We start from the raw sequence: 18,679 nt of genomic DNA, 5'->3' as shown, positions 1-18,679 counted from the left end.
CTATGGCTATGCAAAACGGACAACCTGACAGCGACCGGGCGACGATCGTCAAAGGCAAGTCGCCCCGCAATGTGCTGATCAGCGCAGGCGTGGTCGTCGCCGTCATTATTGGCGCGCTGGGCTTTTACTATCAGGTGAAGGAAGGCAACAAGGCCGAAGAAGAGGCGAAGCTCCAGAAGAAGGCGAAGCAGGCGGAGGTTGTCGACAAGTCGAACAATACCCAGGACCTGAACAAGACCATCGACGACCAGATGGCTGCGGCGCGGCGTCAGGCAGCTTCGGAAGCGCGTGCGGCGGCCGCGCCGGGCGCGCAGGCGGCTGCGGGGGCTAGCTCGACGCCTGCTTTGAATGCGGATAATTTTCTTGGGGACCAGCACACGCAGCAGATCAAGTCACAGGCAGATTCGGACGCAGTTTTCGCTTCGCCGATCTTCCGCGCTGGCCTGAAAGTGAAAGACACCGCCCCGCAGCAGGCAGGGCAAATCCCGGGCATTCTCACGCCCGCGCAGGTTGCCGCGCAACAGGCCGCCGCACAGCAGGCAGCAGGCGCGTCGGTGGGTGACCGCGTGGCCGCCGCCTTGTCGGCTGCCGGCGTCGGCGGACAGCAGGGGCCCCGGCCCTATTCAAGCCAGGACCACGATGGCGCCTTCATCAAGAACGTCGCGAATCAGTCTGGGAATGGCCAGGACTTCGCCCGTACGGGTTTTGTCGGGCAGGCGCGCGGCTGCGTCCTGTCGCCCCCGCATCACATTCCGGTGTTGTCGATCGAAGGTCTGAATTCAGACAGGCCAGGTACTGCTGCGCTGGTTGTCGAAAAGGACGTGTACGACAGCATCCGCGGCGACTGCCTGATGATTCCGAAGGGGAGCATGATCACCGCGCCCTACAGTTCGGACATTCAACCCGGTCAGGAAAGCATTCTCGTTGCAGCAACCGAGATGCGTCTGCCAAACGGCAAACACGTACCGCTATTCGGTGCGCAGGGCGCCGATGCCGATGGGAAGGCCGGGTTCTCCGGGGATGTCAACAATCACTTCCTGAAGATCTTCGGTACATCGTTTCTCGTTGCGGTTCTGCTTCGAAAGTTCGACGGTGGTGACACCTCGACAACGACCGGACCGCTTGGTGTCACGCAGGTCGGGAGTACGGCTGGACAGGTCGCGGCAACTACCGCGCAGTCCGTGCTCGACCGGTACAAAAACATTCCGCCGACTATCACGGACGAACCGGGCGAGCGTCGCTTCATGCTGAAAGTGAATCGCGACATCTACATGGAGCCGTACCGTGATCAGTAAGCGATTGCTCCCCGCCTTGCTGGTCGCTATGTTTGTGCCGGTGGCGCATGCCGCAACGATTGAAGAGGTCATCAGTCCGACAAGCGTCGTGCTAGCGCAAGGCACCGCGCGCACGATCGCAAAGATCGATGGAAAACCCGTGTTCTATTGCGGGCTTTCTGCCTTTGGATCGTGGGCCGCGCATCTGGTCGGCCAACCGGTAGGCAGCAACCCCGAGAGCGGGATCACCGTGGCTGTGGATGGGCGCGATGTTGCGCTGGCCGGGTTGCTCGTCAGTAAGGGCTGGCTCCAGCCCCCGATGCTTGACGACGAAGCACAGGCAGCTATCACGGAGAGACGCGGAGGCTGGGCTTGCGCGAGCGCGGTCACCCCTTTCGAGCTCATGCATAGCAGTGTCGATCCGAAGGTTCTGGCGGGCATTGCGCTGAACGAGTCAGGGCTCAATGGGCATGCGTGGCCATGGACGCTGAATATCGCGGGACAGGGCTATTTCTTCAAATCGCGCGAGGACGCCTATCGCGTTGTGCAGTCACTGATCGCGCGTGGTCGCAGCGACTTCGATGTCGGCATCATGCAGATCAACTGGGGGTACCACGCCCGCCGTTTTGCGTCGCCCTGGGATGCGCTCGCGCCCGCGACGAGCATCCGCGTTGCTGAAGACATTCTCAACGAGAACTACAGCAAGACCCATTCGGTTACAAAGGCGATCGCCTATTACCACAGCGCCAATCCGGTCCCGGGCCAGGCGTATCTCGCGCGCTTTGCGCGGCTCCTCAACCAGATCCAGGCCGGACTATGAAGCACACTGTTTCCCGCATCGCCGTCGCGTGCGCCATGCTCTTCGTGGCGATGGCGTCGCATGCTGCGAACACCGACCCGTTCGACTTCGATTACGAGATCGCGGGTGGGATCGCCGAGCGCCCGGCGCTCATCTTCAATGACGGCTCCAAAACATACATCCAGCCGCGCGCGGGGCAGGTCATCACAGCCGCTGGCGGTCATCAGGAAGGGCCCTACGTCGTTGTGGACGGCACGCCCGAGACGATCACCTACACGGTGGCCGGTCGCTCGGCCAGCGCGCGCTGGACGAGGGCCAATGCCTTTATAGGAGCCGGCGCGCGCGGTCCGCTCGCGTCGTTGCGCGACGACCAGCCGGCTGCATTCGACGGCTTCACGAACCGACTGGTGCTGATCGGCGCCCACGGGTCGCTCGAGCCCGTTCGTGTACTGAGCGGTTCAATGCCGGTGGCCGCCGTCGTGAAGGCGCTCGTCCCCCAAGGCTGGACGGGGTCCGCCCAGAAGGATGTGGACCTGACTGAAAACACCGGCTTCGCCACCCGCGCGGGCGAGAACTGGATGCAGGCGCTTGATCGCCTGATGACGCAAAGCGGTCTATACGCTGACGTGGATTTCACGTCACGTCACATCAGGGTGCATCGTGACGCGCCCAAGTCCGGCGCACTGAACTACGCTGCTGGCCAGAAGTCGCCCACCGATGCGATCACGCAGACGGTCGCAATGAAGGAGGGCGCAGCAGGCGGATCCGCCCCCGTGACGCCGCAAGCGTCGCTACTCGCGCAGTACTTTGGCGCTCAGGCGATCCGCGATGGCGACGACACACACACGCAGATCCGCTTCGCATCAAAGCCCGCAACGGAGCTGACGTTCAGGACGCCGGACGGTCGATCGCTGCACCCGAAGTGGGATAACGACACCGCTGTCATGACGGTTGAGCGTGCCGAACGCATGCTGGTTTCGGACGGAACGCGCACCGTTGAGCTGGGCCGCTCGGCAGGCACGGTGTACGACTTCGACGCGGGCAGCGCCGCGCATCTTGAGGCGGTGTTCGATCGGGATGGCCAGACCTTCTTCAAGTTCGCAGACTCTGTCGTGCAGGTCCATGTGAGCGACGTGAAACACCTGGGCTCCGGCGAGCAGAAGGGTCGCTACTACATGTTCAACGGCACGGCGGACCAGTTCATTGCGACAGCCGATGGCGCAACCGTGAATGTCACGCGCCGTCACGACGTGAAGTATTTCGAACGTCCTGCAGTGGCCACACCGGCTACGGCATCGACTGCATCCGGAGCGGCGAAATCATGAGGCGCGTGATTCCTGCTCTCATCGCTACGGTGCCTGCACTGTGCGGGCCGCTCGCGCACGCGGACTGTCTTGACGACGCTGCGGCGTTCCAGCACGTGAGTACGCAGCTTGTGCATGCGATAGCGCAACACGAATCCGGGATGCGTGCGAACGCCGTGAACCTGAACAGCAACGGCACCGAAGACATCGGTCTGATGCAGATCAATTCGTCGTGGCTGCCAAAGCTCGCGCGCTACGGCATCCGGCGTCAGGATCTTTTCAACCCATGTGTGAACGGCTACGTCGGCACATGGATTCTTGCGTCGAACATCCGGCAGTTCGGCCCGACGTGGAAGGCGGTCGGCGCCTATAACGCGGTCTCGACGCAGAAGCAGCTGATTTACGCAAACGCCATTTATCGCCGCCTGCAGCGGCTGGGGCAACAACAATGAATGTGACCATCGAACGTAACGACCGGGCGCGCGTGGTGGCGCGTGTTCTCGCCGTAATCCTGCTCATCGCCGGCCCCGCATGGACGCGCGCAGCGACCGATCCGGGCCCGTCGCGCATCGCCGCGCCGGCAGGCGACGGCTGGCAGGTTCTTTCAGGCGCGCCGGCCGGCAATGTGCCCGTCGAGCCGCCCGTTGCGGCTGTGAGTGGTCCGGCGTTGCCTCTCTCCACCGCCCCCGTTTCGATGACTGTGGCTCCGGTTGTTCTCCCAGCGACAACGGCACCTACTGCGGCTGCTGGCGGTGTACTCACGTTTTCGGTATCGCCATCGGACCGCAATCTGCGCAACGCACTCGACCGCTGGTTGCAGACCCAAGGGTGGCAACTCGCGTGGAAGGTCGACGATGACCTCCCACTTGAATTTAACGCGACCTTCACCGGCGACTTCACGTCCGTCCTTGTTCAGGTCATGAAAGCGACCAACCACATGCGCGTTCCAACCCGCGTCTGCCGCCATTCGAACAACGTCATCCGCGTGGTGGCACGCGCGGCCAACTGCCAGGAGTAACGATGCGCCACGCCCAGATTCTGAGGACTTCAATTGCTGCTGCGTGCCTGCTCGTCATCGCTGGCTGTGCCGTCACGCAAGGCGACGTGAATTCGGCCTACGACGCGGCCAATAGCAGCGCGAGCGCTGCCATGAACAATCTGCCGGGCTCAATGGCGCTCGTTGAAGATGTACCGACAGCGTTCCTCGGCGATCGCCTCGTGCCGGTCGCCTATGAGGCAACGCTGCCTGCGACGTTTCGCGAGAAGCGCATCACGATGCCGGCGAATCTCGATATCAACCAGATCGCGAACCTGGTGTCCGGCGCGACCGGCTACGCCGTTCATCTCAGCCCTGACGTGTTTGTGCCGCGCAGTTCGCTGGTGCCGCGCGAGGGCGCGTCGTCCGACGGCAAGTCGTCTGGAGCATCTGGCGGCGGCAACGCGAACAATTACGAAAAACCTCGCTATGCGCAGGTCTTTGACGGAACGGCGGGCGAGTACCTGACGCGCATGACGGAGGATCTGGGGCTCGACTGGTCTTTCGATGGTTCGACCATCAACATCACGCGCTTCGTGACCCGCATGTATCAGATCGCCGCCATCCCGGGCAAGGTCTCCATCAAGTCGACGATGTCCAAGGGTATGGACACGTCCACGGGCAATCAGGCGAACGGCAGCGGCGGGGGCAGCGGAGATACGGGTTCTTTCTCTGCGCAAACCTCGACCGGTCGTCAGGGCGAGTTCGACCAGATCCAGTCGATCACGGACGCACTGAACAAGCTTCGCTCGCCGATGGGGCGCGTTAATGTGAATCCCCAGAGCCGCCTTGTCATGGTCCATGACACGCGCGAGGCCGCCGATGCGATGGGCAAGCTGCTCGCCCAGGAAAACGCGGTATCGACGCGTCAGGTGGCAATCCGTGTACGCACGTTGCAGATTGCGTTGAACCGCGGCAGCCAGGCCGGCGTGAACGGGGATGTCGTGTTCAACGCGATTCAGGGCGGTCTCGCAAAGTACGCGATCAGCTTCGTGTCGCCCACGTCGCTGTCGTCCGGGGGCGGTACGCTCGGCCTGTCCGTGTTGCGCCCGAACACGCCTTTCTCGGGCACGAATGCGGTCATCAATGCGCTGAACCAGTTCGGTCGCACGGTGCAGGACAACACGCAGACCAAACTGACGCTCAACGGCCTGCCGGTGTCGATCGCTTCGTTCCAGAGCGACGATTACCTTAGATCGACGACTTCCTCGGCCGGCAGCCTCACGGCAACGTCAGGTGGTGTACCTGGGCTGAACCCGGGCACCGTGACGACCGGCGACTTCGTCAACATCCTGCCGTCGGTGAACGATCACAACCAGATCGTGCTGGCCTACTGGAGTGACAGTTCGAAGCTGAACGGCCCCTTCACCGAAAAGTCGGTCGGCTCCGGGCAGACGCAGCAGACGATCCAGCTGGCGCACACGGTCGGCAGCAAGGACGACCAGATCGTCGCGCTGTCCGACGGCCAGACGGTGGTGCTCTACGGCGAGATGACCGATCACGCTGACAGCACGACCAACGGCGGCATCGCCGGTATCACGGGCCTGTGGAACAAGGCGAGAACCTTCCAGGTCATCATGCTGACGGCTTCTGTCGTCCCGTCGATGTGAGCACGGCTATGCACATTACCGATCCGCTGCCGCGCGAGAAAAACGCGCGCCTTGTTTTCGGACTCGAGTGGCGCGCCTATCCGTCAAAGCAGATGCGGGCAGAGCGCCGTCGCTATGCCGACGATTTCGGCGCGACCCATTATGTCGAGTACAGGACCGGCAAGGATGTCATCGGTGGCTTCTGCGCGCCTGAAGTGGCCGAACTCAAGGGCTCAAAGCTTTACTCGGGAGCGGCTCGCATCGCCCAGCACGCCCGGGTCAAGGGCAAGGCGGCCGCGGTGATTCTCCTGCAGGACGATCAGCGCGTACACGTGGTCTTTGTTGTGCGCGGTGTTGTGCGCAGCGATGAGGTTCTCACGGTACCGCAGGCCCACGAGCGGAAGCTTGCGATCGAGCAGGAATGTCTGAAGCTGAACCTGCGGCTGACGACGCTTGGCTCCGGGCCGGCCGTCAGGGACGTAGACGAGAGCTTTGGCCCGGATGCACTGCTCGACGCGCGCAAGAGCGCCCGCGTGGCCAAGGTGCCCGCCGCTGTTCCATCCATCGTGCCCATCGTCGTGATAGGTGCCGCGCTGGTATTTGGCGGCATTGAACTGGCCGATATCCTTAATCCGCCGCCGCCCCCGGCGCCGCGCGAGCCATCGTTCGAACAGAAATACGCGCTGCAGGTGCGTCAGACGTTTGCCGCGAAGATGCCGCGGGCGAATCTGCTTGCGCCGGCACTGCTGGAACGCCTTGGCGACAGTGAAACCGTCGTTGCAGGTTTCGTCTTCGAGAAAGCGGTGTGTGGCACGCAGGGGTATTGCGCTGAGACTCTTCGCCGCCACGGCGGCAGCTTCGATGATCTTCGCCAGTTGGCCCCCGAGTCGATGCGACCGCTGCATTTCGATGCCGACGGTCTGCATGCGGGTGCGCGCGGACCGCAGGTACCCACGGTCGCCTTCGTGGCAGCGCGGGATCAGAAAGCCTGGCCCACGGAGCAGGGCCTGATCGACGCCTTGCAGACGCCGCCACAGAAGCTTTCGTCGAAGCCTTTTGATCTCGACAGCTACGGCTACACGGTCCATCTCGATCCCCCAAAGCCACTTCTCGCGATTCCAGTGGGCACCAACGATTCGCGACCCGCGCAGATGATCCGTGTGGGCGAGTGGACGATCAACGGCTATCGGTGGCAGTCGCCATTACTGGCGCGACTGCCGTCGAACATGACCCTGGACACGATCACCGTCGAACTGAAGCTGGGAGACCCCGGCGCCAGCAAAACGCAGGACGGTGGCGTGCAGGTCCAGAACGGTATCCATTTCACTGCGAGGGGCAAATACTATGTGCTCAACTAAAGTCCTGTCGGCGCTCGCGTGCGCGTTGATGATTGCTTCTGTCGCCGTCCACGCCCAGCCAAAGCCGCGAGCGTCGCATCCGCAAGCAGCCGGTTCACAGGTGCCATCGGCAGACCTCGACCTGACCACAGAATCGACGGCGGCCAGTGCGGCCGCCCATACAAGCGCGGCCTCACAGCCTGCTGTTGCCCAGTCCGCAGCCGCAACACCCGTGTCCATTGCGCCCGCGTCTGCACCCGTGCCGTCAGAGTCGCGCCTGTCCATCGAGGACGTGGACCGGATCGCCCGCTCGTCTATTGCGCGGCAACTGGCGGGCAATGGGAGCGGGTTGCCTACCGGTGTGGCTCTCAATGGAGTGGTTCCCGCGGCGCCCACCAACGCGCCTGCACCTCCCCCCAGCATCAAACCGGCGTCTGTCCGTTATCGCGCGGAGCCTGTGCGCTTCGTCGGTGCCTTCAGTGACGTGAGCGGACAGTCGGTCCTCTACGAATACCGCAATGCTTCGTACCCCGCGCATGTAGGCGCAAAACTGCTCAACGGATGGACCGTTAAGCGTGTCGACGGTTTCGTTGTCACCGTTGCAGAAGGGACGGGTAAGGGTGCGCGGACCTGGACAGAGACGATCAGCGGCGGCACGCCCGCGCAGGATAACCAGCAAACGGCAGCAACAAACCTGGCGGCTCGTGGTGTGCCGGATCTGTCCGGGCCGCTACCCCCTAACTTGCCTCTTTCCGCTGTCGGTCGGTAATAGTAAGGACGCTAACCATGAGCATGTTTTCTGGCATTGAGAAGAATGAGCCGTCCACTGGCGGCATCTTTGGGCGCCTGCGCGCGTTGCGCGCAGGCTTCTCGGAAGACTCACCTGCGTCGATGCCCATCGCCGGAACGGCCACGGGCAGTACCGAAGACCGCGAACCGCGCTTCAGGAAGAAAAGTACCAAGGTCAAAGCCGAGCCAGTTGAGGCGAAGCCCGGTCAGCCCATGACGTTGGGTATGCGACTGCGGATGGCCGACATCAGCGACGCAGACGTGCACGATGAGAGTGATTTTGATTTTCCGCGCTCCGCGGACTCACCGCCGTTCCTGCAGCATGTCGATGTGGCGCCGGAGGCACGAGGCGAGCCAGCAGCATATGACGGCAGCGCGCTGTTCCCGCCGACTGCGGCTGAACCCGCGACGGCAAGATCCACAGAGGGCAGCAAGGCCGCGGCCGAAGTCGTGGACGGGCAGACGCATGCTCCGGGGTATCCAGAGGCCGACAGCAATGCGAAGCGGGAACTACCGGCGACAAGCGATCACGATACGACGGCGCCCGTGCCGGACAACGTGCATGAAGTTCATGCGCATGCTGGGCCGGTTGTGCAGCCGGAGCCGGAACTGATCGCGGTCGGACTGCCACAACTTCCGTCGGCTGACGCGCTTTCATTCAAACGCATCCTGAGCGAGCGCGGTGCCGATGCAACGTTGCGCATCACTGATGCGGCTCGTCGTGAGTTCGTGGCGGTGGAGGTCCAGGCGGGCATGGCGATCGTCGTCACCACCCAATCGTTTCATGAATCTGCACTTTATCCGACGTACCTGAAGGATCTCGAACGCGCCGATATCAAGGTACATGAAGAGATGATTGCGGGCGAGGCGGTCATCGACGCGATCTACGCTCGTGAGCGTAACCGCTCTGCGGCAATCGTCCCGGAAACGTCGCGCGCGATTGGAACGTTTCGCGACGTGGCTGAAGCCGCTCACGAATACGGCGCCGGCGACGTCCATTACGAGTACCGCGACTTCAACGATGATGTCGAAGTGCGTTTCCGGGTAAACGGCGACCTTTACACCTATCGCAAGCTGTCCAAGTCGCTGGTGCGTCGCGCACTGTCCGCGTCCTATCAGGACCTGGTCGCACGCAACACAAACTCAGGCGAGACGTTCCAGCCGAGCGCGCCGCAGTCGGCCATGATCCCGCTCGTTGTGCACACGGACATTCTCAACATCCGCTGGCAGAGTTCGCCGCTCGTCGGCGGGTTCGATGTCGCGCTGCGTCTGCTCGACGGCAACTTCCGGAATCTGAAGTTACTGATGCCGGACCAGATGGGCCTCACACGCAGCCAGCTGAAAACACTCGGTTCACTGTGCAACGTCAGTGGCGGTGTTTCCATCTTTACGGGGGAAACCGGATCTGCCAAATCGACATTGCTGCGGGCGCTCTCCTACATGCTCTCTTCGCGCGACCTGCGCAAACAGTATGTGGTCAGCGAGCCGTCGGAGTTTCCGCATCCCTGGTTGTCGGAGATATCGATTCCCCGCCGTCCGGATGAGTCCGACGACGATGCGAGCCGCAAAGGCGCTGAGGTGATTCGCACACTGATGCGGATGGACCCGGATGATCTGACGGTCAACGAGATCCGCGACCGCGTGATGGCAGCCCTCGTTGCGGAACTGGCGCTGACCGGTCACCCGGTCAGAACAACCCTGCACGCGGACAGCGCGATTGGCGCGTTCATGCGGCTCGCAGGTGGCCGTCTGCAGTTGCCGATGGATGAGGTCTCGTCGGAGAAGTTTGTCAACGCTGTTGCCAACCAGAAGCTGATTCCGCTGCTGTGCCCGCATTGCAAGGTGCCGGCGCGCGACATTCTGAGCGCGGCACAGGTCCACACGCTGGAAAAGAAGTTCGGGCTCGATACGTCGACGATGGCATGCCGTGACGAAGCCGGTTGTGAGCACTGCCGTTTGAAGGGCCTCTTCACCCGCGCAGGCAAAGTAGCCGCCGGCACCAAGGGGCAGACGCTAGCGATGGAGATTTTCCGGCCGACGCTGGAATTTCTTGACTTCGTGGCGGTACGCGACTGGCGCAACGCGGAGAAGGTGTGGCGTTCGACACGCGTGTCCGGTTTTGACGATGACGATATGACGGGCAAAACGATCTACGAGCACGCCCTTTACAAGGCCTCGCAGGGCATCATCGACCCGCGCTTCATCGACACGGCGATGCGCCCCTTCGACGAGTACCGGATTTTTGCGGACCGTGACGGGAGGATGCCGTCGTGATCAGGGGACTCGTCTATGCGGTCTTCATGATGCTCCCGCAGAAAGAACGCATGCGCGTGGCGACGTGGCGCTTCAGCAAGCTGCGCGAGAACTTCTACCGTGAGACGCGGCTCGATGTCGCTGCGAAGGGCCTGCGCAACCGCGAGACGCTTCTTGAGCAGCTGACCACGCTCGAGAAGCGCCACCGCAGTCGAAAGGGACTGGCATGGCCCGTCTTCCAGGCTATCGCCAAACGAATGGTGGCGGGCGATAACTTTGCCAATGCGATCCGGCCGTACATCTCGAACGACGAGTACGCGCTTCTTGAGATCGCCGGCGCATCGACGCAACAGGACGCGGCGGTTCGCGGCCTCGAGCTCGCGGAGATGGCAGCGAATGCAAAAGGGATCCTCGCGACGACAACATCGTTGCAGATGGCGTATCCGGCTCTACTCATTGTCTATATGTACCTGTACGCGATGCTGTTCGGCGGCACGATCTTTCCCGCTGTCGCTGATACGAAGCCGGTCTCGGAATGGTCGCCATTCGCCCAGGCGCTGTATGCGTTCGACAGCTTCGCGTACCACTACTGGTGGATCAGCGGTTCCGTCGTCGGAGGTGTCGTCTTCGGGTACTTTCACACGCTCAAGCGCTGGAATGGTCATCTGCGCAACAAGGTCGATTCAATGCCACTGATGTGGCGCAACCGTCGTGATTTGCGCGCCGCTTTGCTCATCGTGTCGCTGGCGGGGCTCTTCGATTCGAATCTCACACTGCGCGCGTCGCTCGACCGGCTCACGAAGACAGCGGATCCGTGGCTCAAATGGCACTTGCAAAGGATGGGTCGCAGGCTCACCCAGCATCCGGACCAGACAATGCGCGCTCTGGACACCGGGATCTTTTCTGAAACGGTGATGGACACGATTGCGGATGCGGCTGGTCGCGACCAGTTCGTACAGGCCATCAAGTCGCTCGGGCGCAATTCGCTGGATCGCGTCGTGGCGACCGTCCGTCGGAATGCGCGAATCACGCACTACGTGCTGCTCGGATTCGCCGTCGCCCTATTTTTCGTTTTCGGCATCGGTTCGTACGTCGCGACCGGTGCTGTCAGCTTCGACTCGTCATCGACGGCTGGCGCCAATTACTGAGGACCAGAAATGACCAACAATACCTCGAACCTGAAGACCAATTCGCCGACGCCTGTAGCCGTGCCCGCACCGGCGGACCGTAAAACGTCGCTTCTCAGGATGGCACGGCGACGCAGGCAGTCGGGCGAGCTGTCACTCATCGAAGGAGCGGCGGTCATGGCCGGTGCAGCGCTGCTCGCACTCGTCGTGTATCAGGGCCGCAGCTTCGTCATGGATCGCATTCACGCGCACCAGTTCAAGAGCGAGGCGCAACTGTTTCGTAGCGGCATTCAGGACGCCACCTCGAGCGACGTCGACTTCTCCACCGAGACGCAGCAGACTCTCGCGAAGAACCACGCGTTTGATTCGGCGAATTCCCGCGTGAATACCTCCACCGGGGCGCTTACCGGCATTTTTGGCGGTGCGGTGACCGCGGTGCCGGGCACGATCGCGTCGACTGACGACGCCATGATCGTGACCTATCCGGTGCCGAGCACGGTTTGCTCCCTGTCGATCGGCGCGGTCGCCGGGGCTTATGCGAAGGTCACCGTCAACGGCACAACTGTGTACGACCCGAACACGCCGTTCAGCGGTGCAACCGCAGGTACGGCTTGCGCTTCGGCAGGTGCGACGGCCAGCATCGGCATGTACGCCACGCACAACAACTGAGGAAGCCGGGGCATGTTCAGCATCGTTGAGATGGTGGTTGTGCTGGTCGCTGCGGCATTGATGACGGTCGTCGGTATCAAGGAGGATGCAGCGAAGCGGCGCAACCAGGTGCTGACGGCTGAAGGACAGAACGAGGCCGTCATCAACGCCGCGCTCGGCAACTGGGTAACCAAGCATTACTCGACCCTCACACAGAACGGGCCGGTGGCTGTTCTGCCCGCGACTGACCTGCCCACGCTCAACGATCTGTTCACCGAGGGCAACCTGCAGCAGCCCCATGCAAATGGTCCGTTCTGGGGCGGGGCATACGTGATCAGCATGAGCGTCGGACCGTCGACATGTTCCGCGAGTGCAGGGGACTGTCACGTCACCTACGTGCTGTACCCGTCAAAGCCCGTAATGCGTGCTGGCAATCCGGATGTGATCGGCGCTTCCATCATCGCGCAGGCAGGCGGTAACGCGTTCGGTTTTTCGAAGACGCAGAACTCCGGGAGTATTACCGGCATCAACGGTGCCTGGAATGCGACGAATCCGTTATCAGGCAACCCGGCCGCGGCGGTTCTCGCCACGAACGGGCCGACGTCGGATGGTAACTCGGTGTACATCCGGCGAGACGGGGCACTGACGTGGACCGGTGACCAGAACGTCAATCACGTCAGCCTTCACAACGTGCATAACCTCGATGCTGAAGGTACGGTCAGTGCGGCCAACATAGGCGCAACTGGCGCGGTAGCTGCGAGCGGCGCGGTGTCCGCTGGCACGACCGTCTCTACGGGCAGTATCGGTTGGCCGCGAGTGGCGTGCACGAAGATCAACCAGATGACAGGTGCGAGCGACAACTCGGGCCTGATGCTCTCATGCCAGAAGGTGTCGGGTGTCCTGCAGTGGATGCCGATCGGCGGTCCGAAGCTCTGGTACGGCTACACAAACGTACCAAACGGCAACGGCACGTTCGTGCCGAATCCGAACTGTCCTGCGGGCGGCACCCCCCTACTGGTAGTGACGGGCCAGAGCATGTACACCGACCCGACTGCCGTCGTCAGTTACCCAACGGCCGGAACCGGGCCGTGGACGGTCTATATCACGGATGGCAGCGGAAACATCATACCCGGTAGTGCCGTCGCGACGAGCTTCTGTACATATTGAAAAGGATGGGAAATGAGTTTCACCAGGATTCTTACGCGGATAGCTGTGCTTACGGGGATGGTGACGGCCAGCAGCGCAACAATGGCAGGACCGGTTCGATGCTCCGTGAGCAACCAGGACTCCACTTGCGTCGGGCATCTGACGACTGCATGGCAGACGCCGCCAACGTGTCCTAATCAACCTGGATGGACGACGGCCGCACCGGCGCAGTGGATCGGGTCGCGATACTCCGCGCCGCAGTGCAACTATCAGGCGCCGCCGACCTGCCCGAATGGTTTCAACCAGACCTCTGCCCCGTCATGGAATGGCTCCAGCTGGGTCGGGCTGGGCTGCGCCGCATCGCCTCCTGCTCTACCCGGGACGGCACAGCTCGCATCGGTTTGTGAGTCAGCGATAGCAGCAGAGATGGCAAGAGCTGGGTTCAACGGAACAAATGGCACGTATCGCGGCGTCTGGGGGACTTTGCAGGGGCCATACACACTCGGAGGCGGCCAGGTATATCCGCCTGGAATGTTCGCTGGCATGGGAGGCAGCATGCGAGGTGGCCAAGGTCCGGGGGACTTTTACTATGTTCGTGACCTCGGTAACCCGTCCGCAGGCGGTGCCACCGGAGGCAACGGCATCGGGGTGTGCTGGTTTCAAAATGGCACTGCCAATCTTACCGGCTATGACTACTTAGAGGACTCGAGCTATGACGGTGGCTGATCCGCCTGTGACCTGAACAAAAAAAGCGCCCGCAGGGCGCTTTTATTATTCCGCGGATATGGCGTTACGCTCCAGTCGTATAAGCCCACGTCTTGCTGACCGGCTTCCCGTCACGCTGACCCGAGAAGGAAGCCGTGTAAGTGGTGTTAGCCGCGAGTGGAGAGAGGGGAAGGAACGCCACGACGCCGTTGTAAAGCGCATTATTCACATCGGCTATTGCACCCGTCGATCCTGTCATTGCCGCCGAGGGAACGATGATGCGGCCAGGCACCGACGATCCATCCGGGGCTTTCAGCGTAAAGCTCGAAACCGTAACCACATCGCCAGCACTAGAAACTGTCATGCGGGCAAATACCGGGCGGCCGGGCGACGCAAGATCAGGCGCGGGGTTCGGAGTTTCCGCAACCATCGCGCGTGCGACGTTCGTTTCGTTCGGGTATGGCGATACTGCAATCGCATCCGTTGCCATCTGCTGACCACCACCGGGATAGAACCCGTTGCCGATCGGCGTGCCCGTCACATTGGTCGTTTCACCGAAGTCCAGCACGCAACCATAGGTTCCTTGACCAGCGTTCGTCTCGAAGCCGACGCCGATTGTTTCCTGAATCAAGGTCGCGGCCACTGCGTGATAGAGAGTGTTGAGGTACTGACCGACGCAGCTTGCCGCGTTTGCGTCACCCGTCGCGAGGCTAAGACCGACCGCCGCGTTTTCGCCAACCCATTCCGTCGCCGGAGCGCCAGCCTTGCGGGCGCGGCTCAGTGGCGTTGCTTCGTAGTAGTTCGCAAACGTCGAGACTTCATTGTGCGTAACGCTTGTGATGTTGCTGTTCGCGAAATTGTTGACAAGATACAGCGCGTGAGCCGACGCCGAGGTATCGAGCACCGAATCCTGTTTCAGCGGACCGACGCCCATTGCCGAACGGTAGGCATTCAGCTGCGAAAAGATTGCGGCTTGAGCGGTGCTGCCCGCGTAGGTCGGTGCCGGTACCGACGTTTGCAGGTTGCCGGCGCCAGACGGTGTCGTCGCTGGTCCAGCCGCTCCCGAGCCACTACTTCCGCTACCGCCGCCGCATGCCGACAGCGCTACTGCCGCGGCGAACGAAAAGGCGGTGAGTGCCGAGATCTTCTTGTGATTCATTGTTCTGCTTCCTCGATTGTCATATGGCCGTGCCCCTTGCGCGACCTTGATTTCATCTTATGGAGCGGCAACGAAAGTCAAGTCGCCGCCGGTTGCGGTACCCAGTGGGCGGGTTAGCGCCGACGCCAAATTTCGGCCGTCATCCTTTGGGTTAACGGAAATTTTCTGCCAAGGTTGAGCCCAATGCGCCCAAACGAAAAAAAGCGCCTGCGGCGGGTTCTCAGTGACGCTTGCGCCGTCGGTGGAATATGCGAAGACCGACGAAGGCGACCACCAAGGCCAGGCCCGTAGCTTCGGGCATTGCCTTGGCGAACCCGGGTACCAGGCGGCAGCCCATGCACAAGCTGAACAGAGCGATGGCGACGCGACCGAACCATGGTGCGCTCAAAGCAGAGAGGAGTCGCGACGGCCGGGCTGCTGACCAATCGAGATACGCCTCATTGACCTTCTCGAGATCGAATTGGTCTGCCGTCTGATCCCACTCACTCCGATAGAACTGCTCGTAGCGGTCAAACCGACCGTCTCCGCGTCCATCAAGCCATGCCGCGTTACTTTCCCGCGCAAGGTAGTCAAAGTCTTGCATTTTCATTGGGCCCATCCTCTTCGCCTTAGTGCGAGATCACGGCATGCCACGCAACGGCGCCGACAGCGTTCACGATTACGTGTCCATCGTCTTCGGCGTGGAAAACTCCGGTCTCAGAATTTTGCCAACCGAACTGAGCCTTGCCGTCGGTACTGAAAATAACGAGCCCCGCAGGCAAATCGTTTAGAGCGGTGTCAGGCGTCATGGGCTTTGCGCCGCGCGGCGCGCCGTTTCATACCAAGCTGTTGCTGGCACGAGGGGCAACTGAACCGGTTATGCATTTCGATCTTCACGTCGTTATTCGAGACGACATAGTGTGTGCTGCACGTCCGGCAAGGCGCGATCGTGAGGCGCGTGTCGGCCGCCATTGACCGGATAAGGTTCCAGCCGCGATCCGCAGAGATCACGCGGTTACCATTAAACAGGCGATCGTAGACGTCATTAGTCGCGATCAAGGCTTCGGGCGGCAAGGCACCCATTGCAATCGCTGAACGATAGAGCCATGCATAGACCGTGGCATGCAGTCGGTGTTGCGGAGTTTCGACGAACCAAGGCAGGGAATTGGCTGTGTTGCCACAGGGTGAGCTTTTGCCATGGATCTTGAAATACAGCCCGCGCGTATGATTCTGCGTGAGGTTGAAGAGAGCGGTGGCCGTCGATGCGCGCAGTCCATGAGCGAGCAGGGCTCCCGCGAAAGCTTCGTTCTTTGCGCGGCCCAGTCGAAGCTCGCCCCATCGCGCGTCGCTTGGAAGTTCACCCACCCGCTCGGGCGAGGTGAACATGAGCTGATGCGCGATCATCTCGTCGGTCAACGTGCTTCCCACGAACTCATACCAGAACGACTGGCTATTAAAGCGCCAGCGGAACAAAGGCAGGCCGTTCATTCGCTGCAAGGCCAGATTCAGCCGATATGGCGGGACGTTGAGCAGATACTTCGCCACCTCACTCGTAATGCCGAGCATTGGCGCGGCCACGATGCTCATATTGAGAATCTGCGTCGCAAGCGAAAGGAACGCCACGTTCTGGTGCCCGACAGCATACGATGCCAAAGCATCAAGTTCCGGCGTCTTCCGTCGCAGAATGTCTACCGCCACAGTCGTCGCGGTATCGTCGACAAAGCAGCGCCAGTCCTCGACCGTTTGAAGAGTCGGTTCGACCATCAGGAACGGTGCACGCAACAAATTGCGCAGCGACAACTGATTCAACTGGAGCTGATCAAGGTCTTTTTGTTCGACGTTGAAGACTTCGCAGAAGCGGCTGTCCTGTTGCAGCAGCCACTTAATGTGATCAACCATGTTGAAGTTCGCCACCTGGATCTGTTCGGTGAGCCAATCCGGGACGTAAAGGCGGCCGATGGCACGATAATTTTCTTTATTTTCCATATCTACAACCTGTATCTCTCGTTGTTGGGCGGGCGGGGAATCACACGGCGTTGGCGGCGGTAAGTAACTCCTGGTGGAAGCTGCCGACATGATCTGCAAAGGCTGCGAAAAGATTGGCGAAGGGTGCGACCGAACCGCCGGCCGTGACGAGCAACTGGGCCGTCTTGTATTTCTGCATGAACGAACCAAACTCGTTCATGAGTTCCCGGATGTGTCGCTCGATAGCCTCTTTCGATTCGATCTCGGCCAGTTGCTGCTTGCGCCGTTCTTCCAGCAAAGCGACCTCGGCCTGTAGGTTTTCCATCTGCGAAGTTGCTTCCTTCACCTGTGCCATGAGGCCGTCCGCCGCTTCCTGCAGGTGCTTGATGTTCTCGGACGGTCCACTGACAATGACTTCCTTCGTCTGAACTCGGTTGACCGCCTCGGCAAGTTGACGGAGCAAGGTGTCGCGCTCCCGCTCAAGCCTGGATATCTCGGTGTGCATCGTGCTGACGGAACGATTCGCGCCGTCGAGATCGACCATCGTTTTTTTGTTCTTTTCCTTGTCCTGCTCGATCTGCAGACGCAGGTGCCTTGTTTCTTCGGTGAGGTACTGGTTTTCATTGCGAACGTCGTCGAGTTGGCCGACGATCTCGGACAATTGGCTTTTCACCACATCAAGGCTCGCGTCTTTCTCGGCGAGTTTGGCCCTGTAGCTCTCGATGATTTTCTTGACTTCGCGCTTAGACAGGTCAGGGTTCTCTTTCTTTGCCGCCAGCACCGCGTCGATTACTTCATCATCTTGGCTTACAAGCATCTGCATGTCAGTGATCGTCAGCATTTCGACGGCGCCGGCGTTAGTGCTGAAGCGTAGGTAGGAACGGATGTAGACCTTGACGGTGTCCTGTTTTTTCCGGAATGCCTTCTCTACGTAGCGGTAGAACAGTTGTGCTGCCTTGTTGCGTACGTGCCGCGTGTCGCCCTGCGATGCAGCGAAGTGGCTCTCGATCCGGCTGCGCAAATTGAAGAGGATGCCCCCAATGCGCATATGTTCTTCGAGAATCTTTCTGGTTGAGTGCGCGATTTCATTGCTTTCGGACGCGATGATCGCCCGCAGCGACTCCGGGATCTCGTTGCCGAAAAACTGGCGTACCGTATGCGAAATTTCGGACTCGTCCGGTACGTGAGCGAACGCCAGCGGTGTGGACTCATCGGCCGACAGGTCGGCGCCATTTTCGTCCCCCTCAGGCACGGTCGGGTCGAACTCTGGCTCATTGGTGTTTTGCAGTGGTTGGGGATGGCTCATGTTCATTTCCCGCAATATGTTTTCGATGCTGCATGACGCCGTGCGCGGTGGACGCAATTGGACGTAATGACCGGAGAAGATGCCCTTTCGGCCAGAAATCGTTCGGTCTGGGGAGGGCGAAGGTATTTCTCATTTCTCATTGCGGAAGCCTTTAGTTGATCGTTCTTTGGACGCGAATCCGATCGGGCGTTCGACTCTTAACGTGCGAGTCTCTTGGAGTTCCCGGAACTCCAGCCAGATTACGCTTCGTTTCCTGCCGGTCA

At 61.0% G+C, this 18,679-nt stretch carries 16 protein-coding genes; 12 read left to right on the top strand and 4 right to left on the bottom strand.

What is annotated here, in order from left to right; genetic code table 11:
- Positions 1-2 precede the first annotated feature (2 nt).
- The 12 genes from AB6809_RS32675 (at position 3) to AB6809_RS32620 (ending at position 13,323) form a co-directional block, all read left to right on the top strand.
- A complete protein-coding gene (locus AB6809_RS32675) occupies positions 3-1,295 on the top strand; it encodes a TrbI/VirB10 family protein (protein WP_371028100.1) in 1,293 nt (430 codons plus the stop codon).
- Positions 1,288-2,094 carry a transglycosylase SLT domain-containing protein gene (locus AB6809_RS32670; RefSeq protein WP_371028126.1) on the top strand — a complete coding sequence of 269 codons (807 nt, stop codon included), beginning with the start codon at positions 1,288-1,290 and terminating at the stop codon, positions 2,092-2,094. The genes AB6809_RS32675 and AB6809_RS32670 overlap by 8 nt, the downstream gene beginning before the upstream one ends.
- Entirely contained in the window at positions 2,091-3,398 is a 1,308-nt protein-coding gene (locus tag AB6809_RS32665) for a TrbG/VirB9 family P-type conjugative transfer protein (protein ID WP_371028099.1), read from the top strand. The genes AB6809_RS32670 and AB6809_RS32665 overlap by 4 nt, the downstream gene beginning before the upstream one ends.
- Positions 3,395-3,829 carry a lytic transglycosylase domain-containing protein gene (locus AB6809_RS32660; RefSeq protein WP_371028098.1) on the top strand — a complete coding sequence of 145 codons (435 nt, stop codon included), beginning with the start codon at positions 3,395-3,397 and terminating at the stop codon, positions 3,827-3,829. The genes AB6809_RS32665 and AB6809_RS32660 overlap by 4 nt, the downstream gene beginning before the upstream one ends.
- Entirely contained in the window at positions 3,826-4,395 is a 570-nt protein-coding gene (locus tag AB6809_RS32655) for a toxin co-regulated pilus biosynthesis Q family protein (protein ID WP_371028097.1), read from the top strand. Before AB6809_RS32660 ends, AB6809_RS32655 begins: the two co-directional genes overlap by 4 nt.
- A gap of 2 nt (positions 4,396-4,397) precedes the next feature.
- Positions 4,398-6,023 carry a type II secretory pathway protein gene (locus tag AB6809_RS32650; RefSeq protein WP_371028096.1) on the top strand — a complete coding sequence of 542 codons (1,626 nt, stop codon included), beginning with the start codon at positions 4,398-4,400 and terminating at the stop codon, positions 6,021-6,023.
- 8 nt (positions 6,024-6,031) lie between these two features.
- The gene (locus AB6809_RS32645; protein ID WP_371028095.1) at positions 6,032-7,360 is read left to right on the top strand and encodes a hypothetical protein; all 1,329 of its coding nucleotides are present in this window, start codon (positions 6,032-6,034) and stop codon (positions 7,358-7,360) included.
- A 28-nt stretch (positions 7,361-7,388) separates the two neighbouring features.
- Positions 7,389-8,108: a hypothetical protein gene (locus AB6809_RS32640; protein ID WP_371028125.1), complete on the top strand. Its 720-nt coding sequence runs from the start codon at positions 7,389-7,391 to the stop codon at positions 8,106-8,108.
- Between the two features lie 17 nt (positions 8,109-8,125).
- The gene (locus AB6809_RS32635; RefSeq protein ID WP_371028094.1) at positions 8,126-10,402 is read left to right on the top strand and encodes an ATPase, T2SS/T4P/T4SS family; all 2,277 of its coding nucleotides are present in this window, start codon (positions 8,126-8,128) and stop codon (positions 10,400-10,402) included.
- Positions 10,399-11,529: a type II secretion system protein gene (locus AB6809_RS32630; RefSeq protein WP_371028093.1), complete on the top strand. Its 1,131-nt coding sequence runs from the start codon at positions 10,399-10,401 to the stop codon at positions 11,527-11,529. The genes AB6809_RS32635 and AB6809_RS32630 overlap by 4 nt, the downstream gene beginning before the upstream one ends.
- A 99-nt stretch (positions 11,530-11,628) precedes the next feature.
- On the top strand, positions 11,629-12,177 hold the full coding sequence (locus tag AB6809_RS32625; RefSeq protein ID WP_371028124.1) for a type 4 pilus major pilin: 549 nt from the start codon (positions 11,629-11,631) through the stop codon (positions 12,175-12,177).
- Positions 12,178-12,189: 12 nt separating this feature from the next.
- Positions 12,190-13,323 (top strand): hypothetical protein, encoded by a 1,134-nt coding sequence (locus AB6809_RS32620; protein ID WP_371028092.1) that lies wholly within the window; start codon positions 12,190-12,192, stop codon positions 13,321-13,323.
- Positions 13,324-14,092: 769 nt separating this feature from the next.
- On the opposite strand, the gene AB6809_RS32615 is transcribed toward AB6809_RS32620, so the two are convergent.
- The 4 genes from AB6809_RS32615 to AB6809_RS32600 form a co-directional block, all read right to left on the bottom strand.
- A complete protein-coding gene (locus AB6809_RS32615; RefSeq protein ID WP_371028091.1) occupies positions 14,093-15,166 on the bottom strand; it encodes a CAP domain-containing protein in 1,074 nt (357 codons plus the stop codon).
- A gap of 220 nt (positions 15,167-15,386) precedes the next feature.
- Complete coding sequence (locus AB6809_RS32610; RefSeq protein WP_371028090.1) at positions 15,387-15,755, bottom strand: hypothetical protein; 369 nt, start codon at positions 15,753-15,755, stop codon at positions 15,387-15,389.
- Between the two features lie 188 nt (positions 15,756-15,943).
- Positions 15,944-17,131 carry a FlhC family transcriptional regulator gene (locus AB6809_RS32605; RefSeq protein ID WP_371028089.1) on the bottom strand — a complete coding sequence of 396 codons (1,188 nt, stop codon included), beginning with the start codon at positions 17,129-17,131 and terminating at the stop codon, positions 15,944-15,946.
- Positions 17,132-17,171: 40 nt separating this feature from the next.
- A complete protein-coding gene (locus AB6809_RS32600; RefSeq protein ID WP_371028088.1) occupies positions 17,172-18,416 on the bottom strand; it encodes a hypothetical protein in 1,245 nt (414 codons plus the stop codon).
- Positions 18,417-18,679: the final 263 nt, after the last annotated feature.

This window comes from Paraburkholderia sp. RCC_158 (genome assembly GCF_041355255.1).
Lineage (GTDB): Bacteria > Pseudomonadota > Gammaproteobacteria > Burkholderiales > Burkholderiaceae > Paraburkholderia > Paraburkholderia graminis.
The sequence above is the reverse complement of the archived record's forward strand: the minus strand, read 5'-3'. Positions and strand labels throughout refer to the sequence as shown.